The sequence below is a fragment of the Nonomuraea gerenzanensis genome, assembly GCF_020215645.1.
GTDB lineage: Bacteria > Actinomycetota > Actinomycetes > Streptosporangiales > Streptosporangiaceae > Nonomuraea > Nonomuraea gerenzanensis.
Genome location: NZ_CP084058.1, coordinates 10,716,860 through 10,738,772, shown reverse-complemented (window position 1 = coordinate 10,738,772; position 21,913 = coordinate 10,716,860). Strand labels below are relative to the sequence as shown.

Below are 21,913 nucleotides of genomic sequence, written 5' to 3'. Positions count from 1 at the left end.
GAGTCGGCCGCGCCGATCCGGCCGCGTCGCACAACCTGGGCCGGGCCCGCGCCGAGTCGGCGGGGCCCACGCCGCGCGGGCCGAGCCCACGCCTAGCTGCATCGCGCCCGAGCCGAGTCGGCGCCGCGCCCTGCGCTGAGCTTCGCCGCACGTGCCGGGCCGAGCCGCGCCCGCACCGAACCGCGTCCGGGCGGGGCGGTGGTCAGGCGGTTGTGCGGTGGAGGGCGACGACCGGGATGCGGCGGGTGGTCTTGGCCTCGTATTCGGCGAAGCCCGGCGCCTGGGCCACCATCCGGGCGTACAGCTCATCGCGCTCAGCACCCTCGACGAACACCGCCTTGGCCTCGAACCGCTCCGTCCCCAACTCCACCGTCGCCTCAGGGGTGGCCCGCAGGTTGTGATACCAGGCCGGGTGATGATCGGCCCCGGCGTTGGAGGCGATCACGACGTACCGCTCCCCATCCGCCAGATACATCACCGGCGTGGTGACGGACCGGCCGCTCCTGGCACCCGTGGTGGTGAGCAGCACCAGCGGTGAGCCTTCGAACATGCCGCCGACCCGGCCCTCGTTGGCCCGGAACTCCTCGATGATCTGCTGGTTGAAATCGCTGGGCATCCTCGGCTCCTCAGACTAATCGGAGAACTCTCCGCTTGGCCCAGCATAATCGGAGAGTTCTCCGCTTACAACCGGTAAGCTGCCCCCGTGCGCGAACGTCGTCCGCTGCCCATCGTCGGGCAGCCCCAGCCGGAGCGGGCCGACGCCGCCCGGAACCGGCAGAAGATCATCGAGGTGGCGGCGCGGATGGTGGCCGAGTGCGGCGCGGGCGACCTTTCACTGGACGAGGTGGCCCGCGAGGCGTGCGTCGGCGTGGGCACGGTCTACCGGCGGTTCGGCGACCGTACCGGGCTGCTGCTGGCGCTGATGGACGAGCGGGAGCGGCGCTTCCAGGCGGCGTTCCTGTCCGGGCCGCCGCCGCTCGGGCCCGGCGCGCCCCCCGGTGAGCGGATCGTGGCGTTCCTGCACGCGCTGGTCGATCTGATCCTGGCGAACGAGGTGCTGTTCCTGCTGCTGGAGAAGGGGGGCACGGGCAACCGCCTCACCGGGCCGTACCAGGTGCACCACATCCACCTCGCCACGCTGCTCGCCCAGGCGTGCCCGGGCGCCGACACCGCCTACCTGGCCGACGCGCTGCTCGCGCCCGTCAACGCGCACCTGATCTGCGCGCAGCGGGGTGAGCGCGGCATGACGGTCGAGCGGATCAAGGCCGGCCTGGCCGGCCTGGCCGCGGCCGTCATGCGCGTCACGTCATGAGGCAGAGCAGGTTGCCCTCCGAGTCGCGGAAGGCCGCCATGCGGATCTCCTTGCCCGGCGTGCCGAACGTGCCGTCGTCGGTGAAGATCAGGTGCGGCTCCTCGACGATCGCGACCTCATGCGTACGCAGCCGCGCCACGTCCGCCTCCAGGTCGTCGGAGGCGAGGTAGAGCACGGCCGGAGGAGCGCTCTCCTCGATCAGCAGGCGGACACCGTCGAGGTCGAAGAAGGCCAGCCCGGGAGGCCGGTAGGTGGCGATGTGCCGCAGGCCCAGCACGTCGCGGTAGAAGGCGGTGGCCCTGTCGAGGTCGTCGGCGTGCTGGGCGACCTGCGCGAGTCCTCTCATGGGCGAACGGTAGCCCCCTCGCGCGTGCTTCGAGGACGGATGAGGAGAAAGCGGTCAGCCTTCCGCGGCCTCGCCGGGCTCCTGCGCGCGTACGGTCACGCGGTCGTCGCTCAGGCGGACGGTCAGCAGCGCGCCCGGCGCGACGTCCTTGGCCAGGCGGACCACCTCGCCCGACGGGTGCTGCACGATGGCGTAGCCGCGCTCCAGCGTGGCCGCCGGCGACAGGGCCACCAGGCGGGCGCGCAGGTGGGCGAGGTCGTCGGCGGCGCGGTCGAGCGAGCCCGTCAGCGAGCGCCTGGCCCGGTCGCGCAGCGCGTCGGCCTGCTCGGCCCGGCGCTCCAGCTCGCGTACGGGGTCGGCCAGCGAGGGCCGCGAACGTACGGACGTCAGCCAGGACAGCTCACGGTCGAGCCAGCCGTTCAGCACCCTGCGGCCCCGGTCGCGGAGCTGGCGCACCAGGCTGAGCTGCTCGCCGACGTCGGGCACCACCTTCTTGGCGGCGTCGGTGGGGGTGGAGGCGCGCACGTCGGCCACCAGGTCGAGCAGCGGGCTGTCCTGCTCGTGGCCGATCGCGCTCACCACAGGGGTACGGCAGGCCGCCACCGCGCGCACCAGCGTCTCATCGGAGAAGGGCAGCAGGTCCTCCAGGGAGCCGCCGCCACGGGCGACGACGATCACGTCCACCGAGGAGTCGGCGTCGAGCTTGCGCAGCGCCTCCGTCACCTCGGCCACCGCGTACGGCCCCTGGACGGCCACTTCCTCGACCTTGAACCGCACCGCCGGCCAGCGCCGCCGCGCGTTCTCCAGCACGTCGCGCTCGGCCGCCGACTCGCGGCCGCAGATGAGCCCGATCGTGCCCGGCAGGAACGGCAGCCGCCGCTTCCTGTCGGCGTTGAACAACCCCTCGGCGGCCAGCAGCTGCCTGAGCCGCTCCAGCCTGACCAGCATCTCGCCCACGCCGACCGGGCGCATCTCCAGCGCGGTGAACGCGAACGAGCCCCTGTTGACCCAGAAGTCGGGCTTGACGTGCAACACCACCCTGGCGCCGTTGGCCGGCCGGGGCACCGTCGCCTCGTAGACGCCACGCGGGGCGGTGACCCTGGCGGACACGTTGGCGACCGGGTCACGCAGGGTCAGAAACACCGTGCCGCCACGCGCGCTCAGGTCGGTGATCTCTCCTTCGACCCAGACCGTGCCGAGTCTGCCGATCCAGCCGCCCACCATCTGCAGGACCGTGCGGATCGGCAGGGGAGACTCAGGCGTGGTCTTCGAGGTCATGGCGGAAGACTACGGGGTGAGTGTGACCTATTCGCCGGCCTGCAGCTTGGCGAGACGGTTCTCGAACATCTTGATGACCTCGGGACGTGCCTTCGTCGCTTGCTCGTAGGCGAGGAAGTCGCCGATCTGCTCGGCCGTCTTGCCGCGCATCCTGGCGCGCAGGGAGGCGACGGTCAGCTCCGACCAGCCGGGCAGAGGCTCGGTCAGGTCCACGGGGGCGGCGGTGACCGGCTCGGGGGCGGTGGCCGGCTCCGGTGCCGCGACGGGCTCGGGGGCCGTGACGGGCTCGGGGGCCGTGACGGGCTCGGCCGTGGCGGCGGTGGGCTCCGGCGCGGGGGCGGGCTCGGCGGCCTTCGGCTCCGCCTTGGCAGCGGTCTTGGGGGCGGCCTTGGGGGCGGCCTTGCGGGTCCCGGTGGCCTTCGGCTTGGCGGCGGGCGCGGACTCCTCGACGGCGGGCTCGGCCACGGCCTTGGGCGCGGCGGGCGCCACCTGCGCCTCGGCCTCGGAGATGGTCTCCGTGGCGGTCTTGGGCCCGGTGGCCGCGGGGGCGGCGCTCTCGTCGGCCGGCTTGGCGGCGGGCCCAGCGGCCTCGGGGGCGGCCTCGGCCTGCGGCGCAGCAGCCTCGGGGGCGGTCTGCGGCTCGGCGGCCTTGGGGGCGGGCGCGAAGATGACGGGGTCCGGCTTGGTCTTGGCGACGCCGTTCGGCTCGGCAGCACCGGAGCGCGGCGCGAAGATGACCGGCTCCTTACGCGCCGGTCTGTCCTCCGCCTTGCCCTCCGCGGCCTCGGCGGGCGCGGCGGCCACCTGCTCGGCGGCGGAGGGACGGGAGTCGTACTCCTCCTCGCGCTCCTCCTTGTTGCCGAGCCCCTTGATGGAGTTCTTCATGCGGTCCACGAGCAGCAGCGCCTGCCCCGCGGCGCCGAGCGTGGTCTGGACGACCAGAAGCGGCAGGTCCTTGGCCTTCTCCTTGAGTTCGTCCTTGTTGGTGACGGTTCGTGCGATGTTGCGTATCACGTCGCTGAGGGACATGAACGTCTCCCTGGGAGGTCAGTATTGGACGGCTAGTCTGGCGCACCGCGGGCGACCACGCACGCGCGGGCCAGATGGCCGCTCCACGTAGCATAGAAAGTATGGAGCCCCAGACCCCCACTTCCCGCAGAGTCCTCGTCGCCAAGCCGCGGGGCTACTGTGCCGGAGTCGATCGAGCCGTGGTAGCGGTCGAGAAGGCTCTGGAGCAGTACGGCGCGCCCATATACGTCCGCAAGCAGATCGTCCACAACACGCACGTCGTGAAGACGCTCGAGGCCAGGGGCGCCATCTTCGTCGACGAGACCGAGGAGGTGCCGGAAGGGGAGATCGTGGTCTTCTCGGCTCACGGCGTCTCTCCCGCGGTGCACGAGGAGGCCAGGCAGCGCGGCCTGCGCACCATCGACGCCACCTGCCCGCTCGTGACGAAGGTACACAACGAGGCCAAGCGGTTCGCGGCCAAGGACTACGACATCCTGCTGATCGGGCACGAGGGCCACGAGGAGGTGGAGGGCACCTCCGGCGAGGCCCCCGACCACATCCAGCTCGTCGACGGGCTCGACTCGGTCGACAAGGTGCAGGTCAAGGACCCGAGCAGGCTGGTGTGGCTGTCGCAGACCACGCTCTCGGTCGACGAGACCACCGAGACCGTGGCCCGGCTCAAGGAGCGCTTCCCCACGCTGATCGACCCGCCGAGCGACGACATCTGCTACGCCACCCAGAACCGCCAGATCGCGGTCAAGGAGATCGCGGCCGAGTCGCAGCTCGTCATCGTGGTCGGCTCCGAGAACTCCTCCAACTCCAAGCGGCTGGTCGAGGTGGCCAAGGACTACGGCGCGCAGGCGTCGTACCTGGTCGACAACGCCGACTTCATTCGCGACGAGTGGCTCGACGGCGTCACCACGGTCGGCGTCACCAGCGGCGCCTCGGTGCCGGAGGAGCTGGTCGAGGAGGTGCTGGCGAAGCTGGCCGGGCACGGTTTCGGCGACGTGACGGAGGTCGAGCCGGTGCAGGAGAGCATGCGCTTCGCCCTGCCCCACGAGCTGCGCAAGGACCTGCGCGCCTCCTGAGCCACGCACACGGGCGACCGCGCGGTTAGTCCTCGCCGCGCGGCGTCCCGTACACCTTGGGCTCGAAGTACCCCTCGGGCTCCGGCACGAACGGCTGGCGCGGGCGCGTGACCTCCGTGCCCGCCTTCAGCTCCTCGCGCAGCTCCCGTACGTTGTCACGCAGCCCGCGCCGCCACGCGACGCCCAGCACCAGCGCCGAGCCCGCGAACAGCCACGGCGCCCCCTGCGTCATCGACGTGTAGAGGCCCAGCGCCAGCGACTGCACGATCGACACCGAGCCGAACGCCCGGCCCAGCTCCACGAAGAGCGTGGCGCAGAAGAACACCAGCGGCGGCGTCACCACCAGCGACAGCAGCTCCCGCCGGTTGACCAGCACCACGCCGAGCACGCTGGCCAGCAGGAACGCCGCGCCCACGAGCTGCTCCACGCCGAACACGGCCGCCAGCACGTAGCCCGCCAGGGTGGCGACCAGGGCGAGCGCGATGGCGCCGCGTGCCGTCAGCCTGACCGCGGAGCGCCTGCCCTTCTCACCCACCACTTGCCCACCCCCCTTTACTGCGACCCGCCTGCCAACTTACCGTTCGCGTGGGTTATCAGAGTGGAGGTTTCGAGCAGTTCGGGGGAGGCCAGCGGTCTGGGCAGCCCTTCGAGCATCTCGGGGGAGTCGAGCTCGCCGTCCACGACGCCGAGATCGTGCAACTTGCGCGCCGTGACCAGGACGCGGCTTTCGAGCGATCCGACCGACTTGTTGTACGCCTCCACGGCCCTGGTGAGCGCCTTGCCCAGCGACTCGACGTTCCTGCCCAGGGACGACAGCCGCTCGTACAGCTCCTTGCCCAGCTCGAACACCGCCCGCGCGTTCTCGCTCAGCGCGGCCTGCTGCCAGGCGTAGTGCGCGGTGCGCAGCATCGTGATCAGCGTGGTCGGGGTGGCGATGTGCACCCGCCGCGTCATCGCGTACTCCAGCATCCCGGGGTCGCGTTCGAGCGCCGGCGCCAGGAACGCCTCGCCGGGGATGAACAGCACCACGAACTCCGGTGACGGGTTGAACCCCTGCCAGTACGCCTTGGCCGCCAGCCGGTCGATGTGCTCGCGCACGTGCCGGGCGTGGGCGTCGAGGCGTACGGAGGCGAGCGAGTCGTCCGAGGCCTCGGCGGCCTCCAGGTAGGCCGCGAGCGAGACCTTGGAGTCGACCACGATGTTCTTGCCCCCGGCCAGCCTGACGACCATGTCGGGCCGCATGGAGCCCTCGGTGACCTGCTCGTCGAAGTCGCAGTAGCGCTGCATGCCGGCGATCTCGGCCACCCTGCGCAGCTGCAGCTCGCCCCACCGGCCGCGGGCCTCGGGCCGTTGCAGCGCCCTGACCAGGGCCGTCGTCTGGGAGCGGAGCTGCTCGTTGCTCTGCCGGACGAACTCCATCTGCTTGGCCAGCTCCGCCCGCGCCGCCCGCTGCCCCGACTCGGTGTCGCGCAGCTGCGACTCGACCCGGGCCAGCGCGTCCTTCAGCGGCTCGACCAGGTGCTCGACGGCCTGCCTGCGCTGGTCGAGGTCGCCGGCGGCCTCCGCGCGGCTGGCCGCGAGCCTGGTCTCGGCCAGCTCCAGGAAGCGCACGTTGTTGACGTCGAGGGCGCGCGTGGACAGCGCCTGGAACCGCTCGGCGAGCTGCTCCTCGACGTAGACCAGCTTCTCGGCCGACGATCTGGCCCGGGCGTCGGCCTCCGCCACCCGCACCGCCGCGCGGGTCCTGGCGACCAGGAATCCCACGAGCAGGCCGACGGCGAGACCGATGAGCAGCGACACCACGTCCACTCCATCGATGATCGCAGGATCGAGGGCGCGATTCTTCCCGACACGCTTGGCGGTTCCGCTTGTGCGGCTCGTCACACGTCACGCACAGTACTGGGATGGATACGGTACCGAAGCTCGCCGTGGCGGGGCTCGCCGTGACGGCGGCGCTGGTCGCGCTGTGCGGCGCGGTCATCGCGGGCTCGGGGGTCGCCGAGCGGCCCCGCCCGGTGCTGCGCTGGACACCGGGCGCGTGCGTGACGGGCGAGCTGGCGCTGACGGCGTGCAACGGCGGCGACTCCGAGGTGGTCGCGATGGCCGCCGACCCGCCGCGGCCCGGCGAGTGCCCGGTGGACACCGACGAGGTGCTGCGGGTGGGCGTGGGCCGTACGGCCTGCGTACGCAACTTCCTGGAGCCGCATCCCGGCGCTCCCGGCGGGGGCGGCGGCCTGCTGCGGCCGGGCGACTGCGTCACGCTGGACGGCCGCGAGCGGGCCTGCTCGCGGCCCGGCTGGTACGGCAGGGTGCTCACCTTCGCCGACGAGCCCGCCGCCTGCTCCGCCGGCACCCTCGACACCCTGGACGGCGACACCCACGTCATCTGCCTGGGCCGGGGCGGGCAGGTGCTCGACCGCGGCGCGTGCGTGGCCGAGCCCGCCACCGACGTGATCGCCCGCTCCGCCGTCACCCGGGTGCCCTGCGACTCGCCCCACGCCTGGGCCAGGGTGTCGTCGTTCGAGGTGACGCCCGCGCGCTGCCCGCCGAGCTCCAAGCGCTACCTGCGGGCCGACGAGGGCTACCGTCCGGTGACCTGTCTGTCCGTGCTCAGCCAGTAAACTCACTGTCCGTGAGTCTCTCCATCGGCATCGTCGGCCTGCCCAACGTCGGTAAGTCCACGCTCTTCAACGCGCTGACCAAGACCGGCAACGCGCTCGCGGCGAACTACCCGTTCGCCACCATCGAGCCCAACGTGGGCATCGTCGGCGTGCCCGACGACCGGCTGCCCGTGCTGGCCGAGATCTTCGGCTCGGCCCGCATCCTGCCCGCCAAGGTCGAGTTCGTGGACATCGCGGGCCTGGTCAAGGGGGCCTCGGAGGGGCAGGGCAGGGGTAACCAGTTCCTCGCCAACATCCGCGACACCGACGCGATCTGCCAGGTCATCCGCGTCTTCAGCGACCCCGACGTCACGCACGTGGACGGCGAGATCTCGCCCAAGCGCGACATCGAGACGATCAACACCGAGCTGATCATGGCCGACCTGCAGACGGTCGAGAAGGCCGTGCCGCGCCTGCAGAAGGAGGCGCGCAACAACAAGGACAAGAAGGCCGCGCTGGAGGCCGCAGAGGCCGCCCTGGCCGTCCTGGAGACCGGCAAGACCGTCTTCGAGAGCGGCCTCGACCGCGAGGAGCTGCGCGAGCTGCACCTGCTGACGGCCAAGCCGTTCCTGTACGTGTTCAACCTCGACGCCGACGAGCTGACCGACACCGCGCTCAGGGAGCAGCTCTCGACGCTGGTCGCCCCGGCCGAGGCCGTGTTCCTGGACGCCAAGATCGAGTCGGAGCTGGTGGAGCTCGACGAGGAGGAGGCGCTGGAGCTGCTGCAGTCGGTGGGCCAGGAGGAGTCGGGGCTGCGTCAGCTCGCCAGGGTCGGGTTCGAGACGCTGGGCCTGCAGACGTACCTGACGGCCGGGCCCAAGGAGACCAGGGCCTGGACGATCCGCAAGGGCGCCACGGCCCCCGAGGCGGCCGGCGTCATCCACACCGACTTCCAGCGCGGCTTCATCAAGGCTGAGGTCGTCTCCTTCGGCGACCTGGTGGAGGCCGGCTCGATCGCCAACGCCCGCTCGGCGGGCAAGGCGCGGATCGAGGGCAAGGACTACGTGATGCGCGACGGTGACGTCGTGGAGTTCCGCTTCAACGTCTGACGGGGCCGCTCGCCGCCGCGAATCAGGGCTTGCCGTGCGCGCAATCACGTACGGCGAGGCTTGGCTACGGTAGGTTACCGACGGCGGACGGCGGCGAAGCGCCCCCAAGGACGGCTGCCCGGATGTGACCGTGTGTTTGATGCCGGGACAGTCGATGCGTCAACCACTTTGGGCCCCCGCGCGTCGAATCGTCACGGCGTTCACGCTGACTCGGGAGGCCCTCATGTTCCGTCGCATCATCAGGAAGCGGCGCTCGGCGCCCACGCTCGCGGGCATCAGCCTCGAGGAGGAGCTGGCCCTCATCAGGGTCGAGCTGATGTACGGCCTGCGCGTCAACCGCGAGGCCTACCTCCGCAGGAAGGTCGACGAGCGCATCGAGATGACGACGCGCATGCGGGAGCGCGAGCCCGCCGAGATGCTGGCCGATCTCCGTGGCTCACTGGAGCGCTCGGTGCGGCCGACCGTGGTGGACCTCCACAGCAGGCGCCAGGCCCGGACGAGCCAGGATCCGGAGCCCGCCTGACGAACCTCCGCTGATTCCGACCCATGCCGATTGCGCAGGTCACGACAGGTCCATGCCTATTTTGGACAGGAATCCGTGGCTGCCGAGCTACGCGATTTTAGGCGTCTGGCCTGGTCAAAAGCCGATTCGAACGGGGACTGATAGGAATCGGCACTGTGGCCTGTCATACGGGCCCGGTTTGCCGGTGGGGAGGGTCATGCCGCAGCATGGGCGTGGCTTTCTCGGAACAATGGCGGAGACCGGATAGGGTGACTACTTCACCGCGGATGATGGGGATCGGCAACGGACGACACCGCGCCAGCCGGGGGGATCGGCGCGAGCGGAGGCGTGATGGCTCGTAGGTCTACCGTCCAGCACGATCCTCGGATCGCTGACGGGCCCGGGCTTTCCGCAACCCTCGACACGGCCGACTTCGAGGCGCCGCCGCCACGCAGGCCGCGGCGCGGCGGTTGGTCGGGTGGCGGCGGACGGTGGCTGGTGTGGACCGGCCGCATCATTCTCTGGGCGCTTATCGTGGTTATCGTGGTGAATGGGATTCGTGCCCCATTTGAGCGGTTTACCCAGCAAGAGCCTGCTGCGTCCAATGTCGCCGCGCAGGCCGACAAGGGATTCCCCTCGGACGGGGGCATGGCTTTCGCCGCCCAGTTCGCGGGGGTCTATCTGAATTTCAGCCCGGAAGACGCGGCCAGCAGGTCGAACAAGCTGGCGGCGTTCCTGGCCGAGGGCATGGACCCGCAGATGGGCTGGGACGGTTACGGCAAGCTGGCGGCCGTCGCCATCCAGCCGTACGACATCGAGGCGACCGACGCCCACAACGCCGTGGTCAGCGTGGCGTTCCAGTCGGGCCCGCGCCGGATGATCCTGTCGGTGCCGATCTACTACTCCGGCGACGACGCCGGAGGGCGCTTCGTGGTGGCGGGCCGCCCGGCGATCCTGCCCGCCCCCGCCCCGGCCGACCTGCCCCAGGTGGCCGCGCCGGAGACCGACGACGCCGCTGCCGCCGAGCTGAAGCCCCAGTTGGAGGGCTTCTTCAAGGAGTACGCGCTGGGCGACGCGGCCGGCCTCCAGCGGTACGTCGCCGCAGGCAAGAGCCTGCCCAGCTTCGGCGGCGCGTTCACCTTCTCGCAGCTCAAGGAAGTCGTGGTGCCTGTGGGGGGTGCCACCAGAGAGATTCAGGCGGTCGTGGTGTGGGCGGTGCCCAGCGGCGACGCCCCGCCCACTCCCAACGCCACCGACCCCGCGGTGGTCGGCGGCACGCTGGAGCAGGTCTACCGCCTGACCGTGGAAAAGCAGGGCGACAAGTGGTTCGTCGCTGACATCCGCGGTGGCGGCCGGGTCGTTGGATAGAGGCACGGCCGCGCCGCTGATCGGTACCCCCCGGGAGGACAAGAAGTGACCTTGAAGACCGTAGTGCTCACCTTGATCGAGATGTCGCCGACACCGACCCCGGTGTCCACCGGCATCGACACCGGAGGGCTCGCCAACTTCCTGCGCGCCTTCTTCGCCCCGTTGTTCCTCGTTGTCGTCTCCGTGGTCGCGCTCTTCTTCCTCTTCACCCGTGAGATCACGCGTTTCGTGCAGTTCCTGATACTTGCCGTGGCCATCGGAGTGATCTTCTACGTTCCCAACATCATCGAGGTGACAGCGCGGGCGATCGCGGGCGCACTGGGCATCAGATAAGGGTTGAGACCGCTTCACGGCGGTCATGAACGAGCGGGTGGAGAGGAGGACCGTGTGGACCTGCCCACGTATACGAACATCTGGCGGATAGAGAAGCGGCTGTACAAGCTGTACGACCTCCGGCTGCCGATGCCGCTGCCCATCGTGTGGATCGGCGTGTTCGTCGGGGTGTTCGTCCCGTGGTCGCTCCTGCTGGTCCTGGTGGGCGTGCCGGTGCAGATGCCCTGGCACGTGCTGTTCCTGGTGCCACCGGGCATCGTGACGTGGTTGTCCACCCGTCCCGTCATCGAGGGCAAGCGGCTCACCGAGCTGCTCGAGTCCCAGCTGCGCTACCTCGGCCAGCCCAAGGCCTGGTACCGCATGGCGCCCAGCGCCGAGCCCGAGACCGTCGTGTTCTCCGGCCGCGTCTGGCGCACCGGCCCGGCCCGCGCCAAGTCCAAGGCGCCCCGCAAGGCCCGCCAGCCGCAGCGCAGGCGCGAGGCCCAGCGGCTCACCGGGCCCCGCCAGGTGCGCCCCGCCGTCGCCGCCGCCGCTGCCGCCGCCGCACAGGCCCCCGTCGCCGAGCCTTCCTCCCGTACGGGCTGGGGCACCCGCCGCGGCACCGCGCCCGCCCTCAAGGGCAGGGTGTGGCAGGAAACGGCGTCCCCGGCACCTGGGGCCCCGGCGGGGGCGGGGTGGCGTGAGGAGGGGCTCTCAGGGGGCGCTGGGGGGCGTCAGGAGCGGCCGGTGTCGCTTCTGGACGAGGCTGTGGGGGCCAATCGGGGCGATCGCCCGCAGGCTCCTGCTGAGCCTGGCTTCGTGGGTACGGAGCCGGAGTCGGGCGAGCGTTCACCAGTGGGCGCCGGCGAGGCTTTCCGTACGGATGCCGGGCCGAAGGCTGCCCGTGCGGACGTCGCGTCGGAGGCTGCCCGTGCGGACGTCGCGTCGGAGGCCGCCCGCGCGGATGCCGCGTCGGAGGCGGCTGCCGCTGATGACGAGCGTGACGGCGAGGCGCGGGACGCCGTCCGTGCGCGGCCCGCGACGGAGCCGGATGCGGTGCCCGGGGACGCCCATGTGGAGACGAGCGCGGAGGCGGTGGCCGCTCGTGAGGCGAGCGTGCCGATCCGGACGGCGGAGAGCCGCAAGCCCGCGGCGGGCAAGCCCATCGACACCGAGGCGCTGCGCCGGTTGCGGCGGCTCGCGGCGAGCGCGGACGCTCCCGCCGCCGCCGACGCTGGGCGGGGCGAGAGTGGTGTGCGCCGGGGGGCCGAGGAGCGGGGCGAGGACGAGGTCGCCAGGGATCAGCACAGGAAGGGGCAGCCGCCGCGGCTGTCGCAGGGGCTGCTGCCCGGCACTCAGCGCGTCTGGCCGCCGCTCAACCCGAACGCCAAGCCCGTGCCCCGGCCGGCCGCGCATGAGCCGGCGGCCGGCGCGGGTGATGACGAGCGGCTGACCCAGGCCCAGCACGCGGCTCCGGAGACACCGGCCGAAGCCCAAGCGGCGGCCGAGGTGCCCGGCGTGGTGCACGAGCACGGGGCCCCTGCGGTGGGCGAGCACGAGGGTGACGAGCTGTCCGCCGGCGAGCGTGAGGTGGCGAGCGCCCGCGAGGCGACGGCGCCTGGCGATGGCCCAGGCCGTGAGGTGGCGAGCGCTCGCGATACGGCGGCGCGCAGTGACGGCGCGGGTCAGGAAGCGCCGGACGCCCACGGTGCGGCGACGCCGGGCGAAGACGTGGTGCAGAAGCCCACACCCGAACCCCCGACACTCCCCCAAGACCTCCCCACCCCCGTCCCGGTCCCCAGGCCGGGCGAGGGCAAGGTGCGCAGGATCGAATCGGTAGTGGGCAGGGACTCCGGCGGCTGGCGGCGGATCGCCCAGGTCGTCGTCGGCGGCGGCGGAGTCCGTACGGACGGTTCGGAGATCGACGAGGCGAGGGCCAGGGCCGTGTTCGGCGGCGGCAGGAGGATCGTCGTGCTGGGCTGCACCGGCGGAGCCGGGCAGACCACGACGGCGCTCATGCTCGGACACACCCTCGCGCAGGTACGTGACGACAGGATCGTGGCCGTCGACGCCAACACCGGCGGCGGCACGCTCACCAGCAAGATCGAGCCGGAGACCCCCGAGACCCTGACCTCGCTGCTGTCAGGGCTCGACCGGGTCAGCGGCTATCTCACGATGCGGGGTTACACCACGCGGACCTCCTCCGGGCTGGAGGTGATCAGCGCGGACACCGACGCGGGCGCGGAGCAGCGGCTCGCGGACCGGTCCTTCTTCTCCGACTACCGGCTCGGCGAATCCATGCGCTTGCTCGACCGCCACTACAAGCTGGCCGTCATCGACCCGGCCGCCGCCCTGGCGGCCAGGTTGCTGCCGTACGCGGACCAGCTCGTGCTGGTGGTTCCGGCGAGCGAGGAGGCGCCGGAGGCGGTGGCGATGACGTACGAGTGGCTCGACGGGCACGGCTGCGCGGAGCTGCGCAGGCGGGCGGTGATGGTGGTCAACGGCGTCAGCAGGCGCTCGATGACCGACGTCGAGCAGGCGGAGTCGGTGGCCAGAGGCAGGTGCCGGGCCATCGTCAGGGTCCCCTGGGAGGACGATCTGGCGCCGGGCGGCGCCGGGATGGTCGATCCCGGGCAGTTGCGCGCGACCGGGCGGCGGGCCTATCTGGCCCTCGCTGGTGTCGTGGTCGCGGGCTTCGCGGCACAGACCGTACGAGCAGCGAGCGAAGAGGAGTTGGCGAGTGACCCCCCGGGCACGAGAATCGGTGAGCGATAAGTGAACAAGCGAGCAGGTCTGGCCCGTTCATGCGCCGAGGGGGCGGCATGAGCAGGGCGTCCCGAGCGCACCAGCGCCTCGCGGTCCGCTACTTCGACGACCGCATCCTGCTCACAGACACCTGCGCATGGGCGTATTTCCGGCTTCCGACGGTCAGCTACGAGTTCGTCACGCCGGAAGAGCGCGAGGCGCTGGCCACCAACATCACGATCGCGCTGGCGGCGATCAGGATGCCCGACGCCGAGGTCCACCTGAGGGTGGCGCACCGCACGTATCCCGCCGCGGAGTGGGCCATGGCGCTGAACGCCACGTCCGACGAGGGGCCCGGCTGGCGCGACTACCTGGAGGAGATGTACCGGCACGTCTGGGCCAAGGACTTCTGGACCAAGGAGGTCTACCTGGGCGTGCGGCTCGGCCCGCGCGGCAAGCAGCTCGGCAGCGGCGTGCTGGCCCAGCTCTTCGGCTTCTACCAGAAGACGGAGAAGGTGCTGGGCATGGAGGACGACCACGTGCCCGACAGCGAGATCGGGCGGTGGACCGAGCACGCCGAACGGCTCGGCAGGGCGCTCGCGTCGAGCGCTCTGTACGCCCGTCACGCCACCTCCGTCGAGGTGGCGTGGTTGTTCCAGCACGCGGCGGCCGGCTCGGTGGGGGATCCGCCGCCGTCGGCGTCCCCGCGCAGGCGCTGGGGCAGGGGCGAGATCGAGTCGCTGGTCGAGGGTGAGATCCACAACGGCAGGTCGCTGCTGCGGATCGTGCAGCCCCAGGGCGACTCGTACGTGGCCTACCTGTCGTTCGGCCGGTTCCCCGACCTGATGCCGTTCCCCGACGGTGAGCCGTGGCTGCACTTCGCCGACCAGTTGCCGTTCCCGGTGGAGGTCTCCTCGCGGATGCGGCTGATCCCGCCGGTGAAGGCGTCCAAGGACGTGGCGCGCAAGCTCGCGCACGCGCGCGACATGGACCACCACATCCGCGAGGCGGGCGCGGAGGCGCCGCTGGCGCTGGCGGAGCAGATCGACGCGGCCCGCATGCTGGAGCACGGCATCACCAAGGAGCGCCTGCCCTTCGTGTACGGCTGGCACCGCCTGATCGTCTCGGCCCCGACCGAGGACATCTGCGTGCAGCGGGTGGAGGCGGTGGTCGAGCACTACCGCGACATGGGCATCGACGTCGTGAACTCGACCGGCGACCAGTTCTCGCTGTTCTGCGAGTCGCTGCCGGGCGAGAAGGTGCGGCTCAACGCCTACGCCCAGCGCCAGCCCCTGCGCACGATCGCCGGCGGCATGGCCACGGCCACGGTCGACCTGGGCGACCGGCTCGACGACTCCAGCGAGGGCTGGCTGGGCCCGTACATCGGCGAGACCGTCGGCAGGGCGCGCAGCATCGTGCACTTCGACCCGCTGGTGGCGGCCACCCGCAACCGGCCGACCGCGATCGCGATCACCGGCGAGCCTGGCGGCGGCAAGACGACGCTCGCGCTGCTGATGATCTACCAGATGGCGCTGCGCGGCGTGACGGTCGCGGTGATCGACCCGAAGGGCGACGCGGAGTCGCTGGTGCAGCTGCTGGAGAAGCGGGGGCGCAAGGCCCGCGTGATCCCGCTGGGCTCGGCCGCGCCCGGGCTGCTCGACCCGTTCTCGTTCGGCGACGACATCGCGGCGAAGAAGACCATGGCCACGGAGACGCTGCGGCTGCTGCTGCCCCGCATGTCGGAGGAGCGCGAGTCGGCGATGATCCAGGCGGTCGCGGCGGTGTCCAACGGCGAGGACCCCTCGCTGGGCAAGGTCGTCGACCATCTGGAGCAGGCCGACGACCCGGCCTCCAAGAACCTCGGCGCGGTGCTGCGCTCGATGTCCGAGATGCACCTGGCCAGGCTCTGCTTCGACCCCTCCGGCGGCGACCAGATCGACACCGAGGGCTGGACGACCGTGTTCACGCTCGGCGGCCTGACCCTGCCTGACGTGGCCACGAGCAGGGAGGACTACTCCTACGAGCAGCGGCTGTCCGTGGCCCTGCTGTACCTGGTGTCCCAGTTCGCGCGCAGGCTGATGAACGGCCTCGACCGGCGCGCCCCCAAGGCGATCTTCCTGGACGAGGCGTGGGCGATCACCTCCACGCCCGAGGGCGCCAAGCTGGTGCCCGAGGTCAGCCGGATGGGCCGCTCCCGCAACACCGCTCTCGTGCTGGTCTCGCAGAACGCGGGAGACCTGCTCAACGAGCAGGTGACCAACTGCCTGTCGTCCGTGTTCGCGTTCAGGTCCACCGAACGGGTGGAGGTGGACCACGTCATGTCCCTGCTCGGGGTGGAGCCGTCGGAGGAGCACAAGGCCGTGCTGCGCTCGCTGGGAAACGGCGAATGCGTATTCCGCGATCTGGATGGCAGGGCGGGCCGGATCGGAGTAGACCTGATCTCCGAGGAGCTTCTCCGTTGGCTCGACACGAACCCGACACACGACAAACCCGGCGGCGCCGGGCATGATGATCACCAAGGGGGCGTGGGCAGGGCGCAGGAGGTACGGTCATGAAGATCCGGCTATCCCGACGAACGGCGTTCGTGCTCGCGCTCGTCGGCACCGTCCTGGCGGTGCCGCTCGTGCTGGGCGCCGCCACCACCCCGGCCGCCGCGGCCCCTTGCGACCTGTCCGGCCCGCTGAACGTCGAGATGGTCGGCAGCGGCGTCGACGGCCTGATCCAGGCGCCGGCCCCCGCGGGCGGCCCGCAGGCGCCCACCACCAACTACGGCCAGTTCGGCATGAGCGGCCAGTTCTGGCACACGCACGACCTGACCTGCTCCGACTACGTGGCCGTGCTCGGCAACATGTGGGCCAACGGCATCTTCACCGCGGCCAAGGCGGTCGACCGGCTGACGATCACCACGTACCAGGCGGCGGCGACGGAAGGGCCGCTCCAGTCCATCAAGGACGTCGTCGACGACATCGTCACGAACCTGTCCAACGCCATGTACTGGCCCTATCTCCGCCCGATCGTCATCCTCGGCGCCATCTGGCTGGCCTGGTACGGGCTGATCCGCAAGCGCGCCACCACGACCGCCGAAGGCGTGATCTGGATGGTGCTGGCGGTCACCGTGGCGGTCTGGTTCTTCAGCCGTCCCGGCGACTTCACCGGCCTGGGCAAGGTCGTCACCGACAAGACGGGCGAGGTGGTCAACTCCGCCTTCTCCGGCCTGCCGGGCGCCGGCGGCGCGTCCTGCCTGCCGCCGCCCGGCACCGCCGCTCCGCAGGTCAAGTCCGGCGGGTACGCCCAGACCGGCACGCCCGGCGTGGACCAGAACGCCGATGCGCTGTGGTCCACCCTGGTCTGCAAGCCGTGGCTGGTGGGCCTGTTCGGCACCGCCGACCCGCAGCAGCCCGTCGTGCGCGACTGGGGCCGCAAGGTGCTGGAGATGCAGTCGGTCCCGCCGCCGCAGGCGGGCCAGCCCGCGCCCGACGTGGGGGCCAGGCAGTCGGAGTACGCCTCGCTGGCCGAGAAGCTCAGGAACGACCCCCGCTACGCCACCTTCTCCGGCCGCGACTGGTCCAACCGCCTCGGCGTGGCCGTCGGAGCGTTCATCGCGGCCCTGGTGGCGGGGCTGCTCATCTTCCTCGTGGCGGTCTCGCTGCTGGTGCTGAAGGTGGGCTTCCTGCTGCTGCTCATCCTGGGGCCGATCTTCCTGCTGATCGGCGTGCATCCGGGCAGCGGGCGGATCATCGCCATGCGCTGGGTGGAGATGCTCGTCGGCACGCTGCTGCGGCAGGCCGTGCTGACGATCGTGCTCAGCGTTCTCGTGTACGGGTACGCGCTGATCATCTCGACGGCCATGCCGTGGGGCATGCAGGTGTTGTTCATGGCGTTGCTGACGATCGCGGTGTTCTTCTACCGGCGGCCGTTCCAGCACCTGTTCGCCTCGATGAGCGGGCACACGGTCACCACCCGCATGCTCGGCGAGGCCGCCAGCTCGTCCGTGCTCGAACGGTCGGCGGGCGCGCTGCCGCCGGTCGCCTCGGCCAGGATCGGCCGCTGGGGCCTGCGCAAGGCCGAGCCGCTCATCAGGGCGGCCGGAGCGGCCAACCCGGTGGGCGCGGCGGCGTCGGCGGCGGCCGGGCAGGTGCGCGTACGCGGTGAGGAAGGCGAGGGCGCCGCTTCCGGCACCCGCATCCCGGCCACGGCGGCCCCGCTCGACACCGACCCGGCGGGTGGCAAGGCGGCAGGTCGGACCACGCTCGAACCGCGCAGGGGCACCGCGCCCCCGCTCAACCTCAACGGCAGCCCGGCCCGCACCCGTGGCGGAGCGGCGGGCGGCCCCAGGGTGGGCGCCGTCTCACCGACGACGGGCGGCTCAGGTGGCGCAGGTGGTTCCGGCGGCTCGGTCTCGGGTGGTTCGGCGTCGGGCGGCTCGGGCTCGGGCGGTGGCTGGTTCGGCGGGGCGTCCGGCGGTGGCTGGGCGCGGCGCGGCGGCTCCGCCGGCGGCGCTTCAGGTGGCTCTTCAGGTGGCTCTGCGGGCGGCGGGCGCAGCTCGGGAGCGCGCACCTCGCGCTTCGGCGGCTCCGGCGGTTCCGGCGGCTCCCGTACGGGCGGCACCCGCTCGCGCGGCGGCTCCGGTGGCGGCCTGTTCGGCGGCGGCGGCTCACGCGGCTCGGGCGGCTCAGGCGGCTCAGGTGGCGGCCTGTTCGGCGGCGGCTCCAACGGCTCGAACGGCTCCAACGGCCCGCGCAACGCGCGCGGCTCGGGCGGCGGCCTGTTCGGCGGCGGGTCCGGCAACGGGTCCAGGTCGGGCGGCGGCTCGTCCGGCCCGCGGATCTTCGGCTCCGACGAGCCGTCGTCCCGCACCTCAGAGGCGCCCCCGCTCTGGCTGCGCAGCCGCAACGGCGGCGGCTCCGGAGGTGACAGCACCGACGTGCCCTTCTGGCTCAAGCCGAACAACCCCGACAAGGACTGAACATGGCGCAGCCGGGTGACAGGCGGGGGGTGGCCTTCGCCGCCATCGTCGTGGTCATCGCAGCGGTCGGCATCTACCTGACGATGTGGCCGGACTCGTCCGACCAGGCCACGCCGGAGCCGGCGACCAGCTTCGCCACCAGCTCCGCCGTGGCCTCCAGCACGCCGCTGGCGACCGCGAGCGCCGCCCCGTTCGACATCTACGCGTTCCTGCCGATGCAGAAGGAGCAGCTCGCCGCGGCGGCGGACCTGGCGCAGCGGTTCACCGCCGCGTACGGCACCTTCCGGTACGACGAGGACCCGGCGGTGTACGCGGAGCGGCTGAAGGCGTACACGACGCCGGAGCTCGCCGGCACCCTGACCAGGACGGTCACCTCGGCGGGGTTCGTGGAGCAGAACCGCAGCGACGAGACCGTCTCCACGGCCACCGCCCACCTGAAGGAGATCAGGCAGGTCGAGAAGACCTCCATCGTGTTCCTCGTCACCGCGAGCAGGCAGGTCACCGCCAAGAGCGGCAACAAGCTGGCGACGGAGGAGTACGCGGTCACGGTCAGCCAGCTCGGCACCGACTGGCGCGTCTACGACATCCTGCCGTCCACCGAGGGCCAGGAGGGTGACCAGTGAAGCTCTCCCGGGCACGGCTCGCCCTGATCATCGGCGCGGCGGGGCTGCTGCTCCTGGTGGCGGTCCTCGTGTCGCCGCTGCTGCTGATGTCGATGCCGTCGTTCCTGTCCGACGGCGGCACCAGCGTCGACTGCGAGGACACGGCGCAGGTGGAGGACGCCTCCGACTCGGCCGCCTCCGACATCCCGCCCGAGTACCTGGAGCTCTACAAGGAGTACGGCAAGAAGATCGGCGTCCAGTGGAACATCCTGGCCGCCGTCGGCAAGCGCGAGACCGACCACGGCCGCTCCACCCTGCCGGGCGTCCAGAGCGGCACCAACGCCGCGGGTGCGGCGGGGCCGATGCAGTTCCTCATCTCCACGTGGGGCGGCAAGGCCAGGATCCCGACGTCGGCGCAGTTCAACGGGTACGCCTCCGACGGCGACGAGGACGGCGTCGCGGACGTCTACAACCCGGCGGACGCCATCCTGGGGGCCGCCAAGATGCTCAAGCGCAACGGCGCCCCGGAGAACGTCCGGCAGGCGCTGTTCGTCTACAACCGGGCCTGGTGGTACGTCGACCAGGTCGAGGAGATCGCCAGGAAGTACGCCAAGTCCGGCGAGGTCAAGGTGCCGCCGCAGGCGTCGGAGGAGTGCGACGAGCCGCTGGTCGAAGCCGCGCCGAGCGACCTCGTGGCGAAGATTTTGCAGTACGCGCTGGCGCAGCGCGGCAAGCCGTACCTGTGGGGCGGCACCGGCCCCGACTCCTTCGACTGCTCGGGCGTCATCTACGCGGCCTACAAGGCGGCGGGGCTGTCGATCCCGCGCACGACGTTCACGCAGTGGCCGTTCGGGGTGAAGGTGTTAGAGGGTGAGGAGCAGCCGGGGGACCTGGTGTTCTTCAACGCGGGACCGGGCACCTCGCCCGACAACCCCGGGCACGTGGGACTCGTCGTGTCGAAGGGCAAGATGCTGGAGGCCAGGTGCCGGTTGTGCGGGCCCATCAAGGTCACCAGCTACCAGGCGCGTGACAACCGCGTGGGCTTCACCCGTCCCCTGCAGAACCCCGACGTCCTCGAGCAGATCAAGAAGCTGCAGAATCCTTCCCTATGAGCATTGTGGTCGTTGCCGCGGTGATCGTCGGTCCCGGCGGGCGCGTGCTGGCCGCCCAGCGCGCCGAGCCCGCCGCGCTGGCGGGCGGCTGGGAGTTCCCCGGCGGCAAGGTGGATCCGGGCGAGAGCGAGACGCAGGCGCTGGTGCGCGAGTGCCGCGAGGAGCTCGGCGTCGAGGTCGCCGTGGGCGAGCGCGTGGGCGGCGACTGGCCGCTGGCCGAGGGGTACGTCATGCGCGTCTGGCTCTGCTCGGTGGTGTCGGGGAGCCCCGAGGCCAGGGAGCATCTGGCGCTGCGGTGGCTCGGGCCGGGGGAGTACTACGACGTGGAGTGGCTGGGGGCCGACCTGCCCATCATGAAGACCGTGGAGAATCTGCTCCTCGGTGATTAGGACATCCCTCTCTGTGACACAATGATTACTGTGCGTAATTTGTCGCGGTGGGGGAGTGGGGAGCGATGCGGAGGAGCTGGGTCGTCGGCGGGGTGCTGATCCTGGTGGTGGTGCCCTCCGTGCCGGTGGCGGCGGCCGGGGTGTCGCTGGTGCTGGAGCGGGTGAGCGGGGCCGACGGGGTCGGTAAGTGGGTCAGGACCGGGGACATGCAGCGGTTCCGGGTGCGGTTGAACGGGATGGCCCGGGGGGCTCGGGTCGCGGTGGCGGCCAGTCCGGTGGAGGCGTTGACCGAGGTGGCCTGCGGTCCTGCCGTTTCTGGCGCGGCTGCTGTGCCTGCGGCCGGTCGGGTCGGTACGGCGCCGAAGGCGTCGCAGGCCGGTGGGGAGGCCACGGCGGGGGTGCTGGCCATGCGGGCGTTGTCCGTGGTCGGGCGGTCGGCTCCGAAGGGGGTCGCGGTGCCTGGGACGCGGGTGTGCGCGTTGGGGAAGGTGGCCGGGGAGCGCGCTGTGGACATCACGCTCAAGGCGCCTGCGGGGGCGCGGGAGGTGGTGCTGGCGGCTGTGGCTCGGGTGCGGGACGTGGACAGCGGTGGGCTCACGACGATGAGCAGGACGGCTGCTGTGCGGGCGGGGAAGGTGATTCCGGGGGAGTCGGCGACGTTCTACGGGCCTGCGCATCGCATCCAGCCGTCGCCGTCGTGGGGTGTGGGGGTGGAAGGGGCTGCGGTGGTGCCGGGGGCTGCCGGGGCGCCGGCTGGGGCTGTGGCGGTGCTGGGGGGTGGCAGGCCGGTTCAGGAGCAGGCGACCGCTCGTGCGCGAGGCGGGCAGGTGCGGGCGCAAGGGACGGCGCGGGCGGAAGGCGCGGGCGCAGGTGCGCAGGCGGTGCCGCGGCGGGCGCGCGTCGTGACGCGTGAGGCGCGGGCCGCGATACGGCGGAGCCGGGCTGCGACGGCGACGGTGCCCGGCGGTCCTCTTGCCACTCCGAGCGTGATCCCCAGCGTTAGGCCGAGTGGTGCGTCCCAGGGTGCTGTGTCCGGCGGTGTGTCGCAGAGTGCTGTGTCCGGCGGCGTGTCGCGGGGTGCTGTGTCGGGTGGTGCGCCGCAGGGTGCCGCCTCGGGGGCGAGCCCTCGCGTGGTGCCGAGGGCAGGGGCGCAGGGTGCGCTGCCGGGGGCGGTCG

General features: G+C 71.7%; 20 protein-coding genes. 13 read left to right on the top strand and 7 right to left on the bottom strand.

Going from position 1 to position 21,913, the window contains the following annotated elements; translation table 11 throughout:
* Window positions 1-202 precede the first annotated feature (202 nt).
* A complete protein-coding gene (locus LCN96_RS49960) occupies window positions 203-616 on the bottom strand; it encodes a nitroreductase family deazaflavin-dependent oxidoreductase (RefSeq protein WP_225269415.1) in 414 nt (137 codons plus the stop codon).
* An 87-nt stretch (window positions 617-703) separates the two neighbouring features.
* Here LCN96_RS49960 and LCN96_RS49955 point away from each other — a divergent pair, with 87 nt between their 5' ends.
* Window positions 704-1,312, top strand: coding sequence for a TetR/AcrR family transcriptional regulator (locus LCN96_RS49955; RefSeq protein WP_225269414.1), 609 nt, complete (start codon window positions 704-706; stop codon window positions 1,310-1,312).
* On the opposite strand, the gene LCN96_RS49950 is transcribed toward LCN96_RS49955, so the two are convergent.
* The 3 genes from LCN96_RS49950 to LCN96_RS57005 are packed head-to-tail and all read right to left on the bottom strand — an operon-like array spanning window position 1,302 to window position 3,965.
* Window positions 1,302-1,658 (bottom strand): VOC family protein, encoded by a 357-nt coding sequence (locus LCN96_RS49950; protein WP_225269413.1) that lies wholly within the window; start codon window positions 1,656-1,658, stop codon window positions 1,302-1,304. The genes LCN96_RS49955 and LCN96_RS49950 overlap by 11 nt on opposite strands.
* 54 nt (window positions 1,659-1,712) lie before the next feature.
* The gene (gene xseA, locus LCN96_RS49945; RefSeq protein ID WP_225269412.1) at window positions 1,713-2,936 is read right to left on the bottom strand and encodes an exodeoxyribonuclease VII large subunit; all 1,224 of its coding nucleotides are present in this window, start codon (window positions 2,934-2,936) and stop codon (window positions 1,713-1,715) included.
* 27 nt (window positions 2,937-2,963) lie between these two features.
* Window positions 2,964-3,965, bottom strand: coding sequence for a hypothetical protein (locus LCN96_RS57005; protein ID WP_263657407.1), 1,002 nt, complete (start codon window positions 3,963-3,965; stop codon window positions 2,964-2,966).
* Window positions 3,966-4,066: 101 nt separating this feature from the next.
* Here LCN96_RS57005 and LCN96_RS49935 point away from each other — a divergent pair, with 101 nt between their 5' ends.
* Window positions 4,067-5,032: a 4-hydroxy-3-methylbut-2-enyl diphosphate reductase gene (locus tag LCN96_RS49935; RefSeq protein ID WP_225269411.1), complete on the top strand. Its 966-nt coding sequence runs from the start codon at window positions 4,067-4,069 to the stop codon at window positions 5,030-5,032.
* Between the two features lie 25 nt (window positions 5,033-5,057).
* Here the strand turns inward: LCN96_RS49935 and LCN96_RS49930 are convergent, their stop codons facing one another.
* Complete coding sequence (locus LCN96_RS49930) at window positions 5,058-5,570, bottom strand: DUF6542 domain-containing protein (protein ID WP_225269410.1); 513 nt, start codon at window positions 5,568-5,570, stop codon at window positions 5,058-5,060.
* Between the two features lie 14 nt (window positions 5,571-5,584).
* Window positions 5,585-6,850 (bottom strand): DNA recombination protein RmuC, encoded by a 1,266-nt coding sequence (gene rmuC, locus LCN96_RS49925; protein ID WP_225276235.1) that lies wholly within the window; start codon window positions 6,848-6,850, stop codon window positions 5,585-5,587.
* Between the two features lie 86 nt (window positions 6,851-6,936).
* Here rmuC and LCN96_RS49920 point away from each other — a divergent pair, with 86 nt between their 5' ends.
* The 11 genes from LCN96_RS49920 to LCN96_RS49870 all read left to right on the top strand — a co-directional run bounded on the left by LCN96_RS49920 (window position 6,937) and on the right by LCN96_RS49870 (window position 20,737).
* Complete coding sequence (locus tag LCN96_RS49920) at window positions 6,937-7,653, top strand: hypothetical protein (RefSeq protein ID WP_225269409.1); 717 nt, start codon at window positions 6,937-6,939, stop codon at window positions 7,651-7,653.
* A gap of 11 nt (window positions 7,654-7,664) precedes the next feature.
* The gene (gene ychF, locus LCN96_RS49915; RefSeq protein ID WP_225269408.1) at window positions 7,665-8,741 is read left to right on the top strand and encodes a redox-regulated ATPase YchF; all 1,077 of its coding nucleotides are present in this window, start codon (window positions 7,665-7,667) and stop codon (window positions 8,739-8,741) included.
* A gap of 223 nt (window positions 8,742-8,964) precedes the next feature.
* Window positions 8,965-9,264 (top strand): hypothetical protein, encoded by a 300-nt coding sequence (locus LCN96_RS49910; RefSeq protein WP_225269407.1) that lies wholly within the window; start codon window positions 8,965-8,967, stop codon window positions 9,262-9,264.
* 627 nt (window positions 9,265-9,891) lie between these two features.
* Complete coding sequence (locus LCN96_RS49905; protein ID WP_225269406.1) at window positions 9,892-10,611, top strand: conjugal transfer protein; 720 nt, start codon at window positions 9,892-9,894, stop codon at window positions 10,609-10,611.
* An 81-nt stretch (window positions 10,612-10,692) separates the two neighbouring features.
* On the top strand, window positions 10,693-10,944 hold the full coding sequence (locus tag LCN96_RS49900; protein WP_225276234.1) for a hypothetical protein: 252 nt from the start codon (window positions 10,693-10,695) through the stop codon (window positions 10,942-10,944).
* Between the two features lie 54 nt (window positions 10,945-10,998).
* Window positions 10,999-13,698 (top strand): TcpE family conjugal transfer membrane protein, encoded by a 2,700-nt coding sequence (locus tag LCN96_RS49895; RefSeq protein ID WP_225269405.1) that lies wholly within the window; start codon window positions 10,999-11,001, stop codon window positions 13,696-13,698.
* A 47-nt stretch (window positions 13,699-13,745) separates the two neighbouring features.
* The gene (locus tag LCN96_RS49890) at window positions 13,746-16,223 is read left to right on the top strand and encodes an ATP-binding protein (protein WP_225269404.1); all 2,478 of its coding nucleotides are present in this window, start codon (window positions 13,746-13,748) and stop codon (window positions 16,221-16,223) included.
* Window positions 16,220-18,634 (top strand): type IV secretion system protein, encoded by a 2,415-nt coding sequence (locus LCN96_RS49885; protein ID WP_225269403.1) that lies wholly within the window; start codon window positions 16,220-16,222, stop codon window positions 18,632-18,634. Before LCN96_RS49890 ends, LCN96_RS49885 begins: the two co-directional genes overlap by 4 nt.
* A 2-nt stretch (window positions 18,635-18,636) precedes the next feature.
* On the top strand, window positions 18,637-19,257 hold the full coding sequence (locus LCN96_RS49880) for a hypothetical protein (protein WP_225269402.1): 621 nt from the start codon (window positions 18,637-18,639) through the stop codon (window positions 19,255-19,257).
* A complete protein-coding gene (locus LCN96_RS49875; RefSeq protein ID WP_225269401.1) occupies window positions 19,254-20,348 on the top strand; it encodes a C40 family peptidase in 1,095 nt (364 codons plus the stop codon). The genes LCN96_RS49880 and LCN96_RS49875 overlap by 4 nt, the downstream gene beginning before the upstream one ends.
* Window positions 20,345-20,737 (top strand): (deoxy)nucleoside triphosphate pyrophosphohydrolase, encoded by a 393-nt coding sequence (locus tag LCN96_RS49870; RefSeq protein ID WP_225269400.1) that lies wholly within the window; start codon window positions 20,345-20,347, stop codon window positions 20,735-20,737. The genes LCN96_RS49875 and LCN96_RS49870 overlap by 4 nt, the downstream gene beginning before the upstream one ends.
* 25 nt (window positions 20,738-20,762) lie before the next feature.
* Here LCN96_RS49870 and LCN96_RS49865 read toward each other — a convergent pair whose 3' ends face one another.
* Window positions 20,763-21,251 carry a hypothetical protein gene (locus LCN96_RS49865; RefSeq protein ID WP_225276292.1) on the bottom strand — a complete coding sequence of 163 codons (489 nt, stop codon included), beginning with the start codon at window positions 21,249-21,251 and terminating at the stop codon, window positions 20,763-20,765.
* Window positions 21,252-21,913: the final 662 nt, after the last annotated feature.

Excerpts from the sequence above, each read along its gene's own strand:
- LCN96_RS49960 (WP_225269415.1), bottom strand. The coding sequence starts at position 616 with ATGCCCAGCGATTTCAACCAGCAGATCATCGAGGAGTTCCGGGCCAAC.
- LCN96_RS49950 (WP_225269413.1), bottom strand. The coding sequence starts at position 1,658 with ATGAGAGGACTCGCGCAGGTCGCCCAGCACGCCGACGACCTCGACAGG.
- xseA (WP_225269412.1), bottom strand. The coding sequence starts at position 2,936 with ATGACCTCGAAGACCACGCCTGAGTCTCCCCTGCCGATCCGCACGGTC.
- LCN96_RS57005 (WP_263657407.1), bottom strand. The coding sequence starts at position 3,965 with ATGTCCCTCAGCGACGTGATACGCAACATCGCACGAACCGTCACCAAC.
- LCN96_RS49935 (WP_225269411.1), top strand. The coding sequence starts at position 4,067 with ATGGAGCCCCAGACCCCCACTTCCCGCAGAGTCCTCGTCGCCAAGCCG.
- LCN96_RS49920 (WP_225269409.1), top strand. The coding sequence starts at position 6,937 with ATGGATACGGTACCGAAGCTCGCCGTGGCGGGGCTCGCCGTGACGGCG.
- LCN96_RS49910 (WP_225269407.1), top strand. The coding sequence starts at position 8,965 with ATGTTCCGTCGCATCATCAGGAAGCGGCGCTCGGCGCCCACGCTCGCG.
- LCN96_RS49905 (WP_225269406.1), top strand. The coding sequence starts at position 9,892 with ATGGCTTTCGCCGCCCAGTTCGCGGGGGTCTATCTGAATTTCAGCCCG.
- LCN96_RS49900 (WP_225276234.1), top strand. The coding sequence starts at position 10,693 with ATGTCGCCGACACCGACCCCGGTGTCCACCGGCATCGACACCGGAGGG.
- LCN96_RS49890 (WP_225269404.1), top strand. The coding sequence starts at position 13,746 with ATGAGCAGGGCGTCCCGAGCGCACCAGCGCCTCGCGGTCCGCTACTTC.
- LCN96_RS49885 (WP_225269403.1), top strand. The coding sequence starts at position 16,220 with ATGAAGATCCGGCTATCCCGACGAACGGCGTTCGTGCTCGCGCTCGTC.
- LCN96_RS49880 (WP_225269402.1), top strand. The coding sequence starts at position 18,637 with ATGGCGCAGCCGGGTGACAGGCGGGGGGTGGCCTTCGCCGCCATCGTC.
- LCN96_RS49870 (WP_225269400.1), top strand. The coding sequence starts at position 20,345 with ATGAGCATTGTGGTCGTTGCCGCGGTGATCGTCGGTCCCGGCGGGCGC.
- LCN96_RS49865 (WP_225276292.1), bottom strand. The coding sequence starts at position 21,251 with ATGTCCACAGCGCGCTCCCCGGCCACCTTCCCCAACGCGCACACCCGC.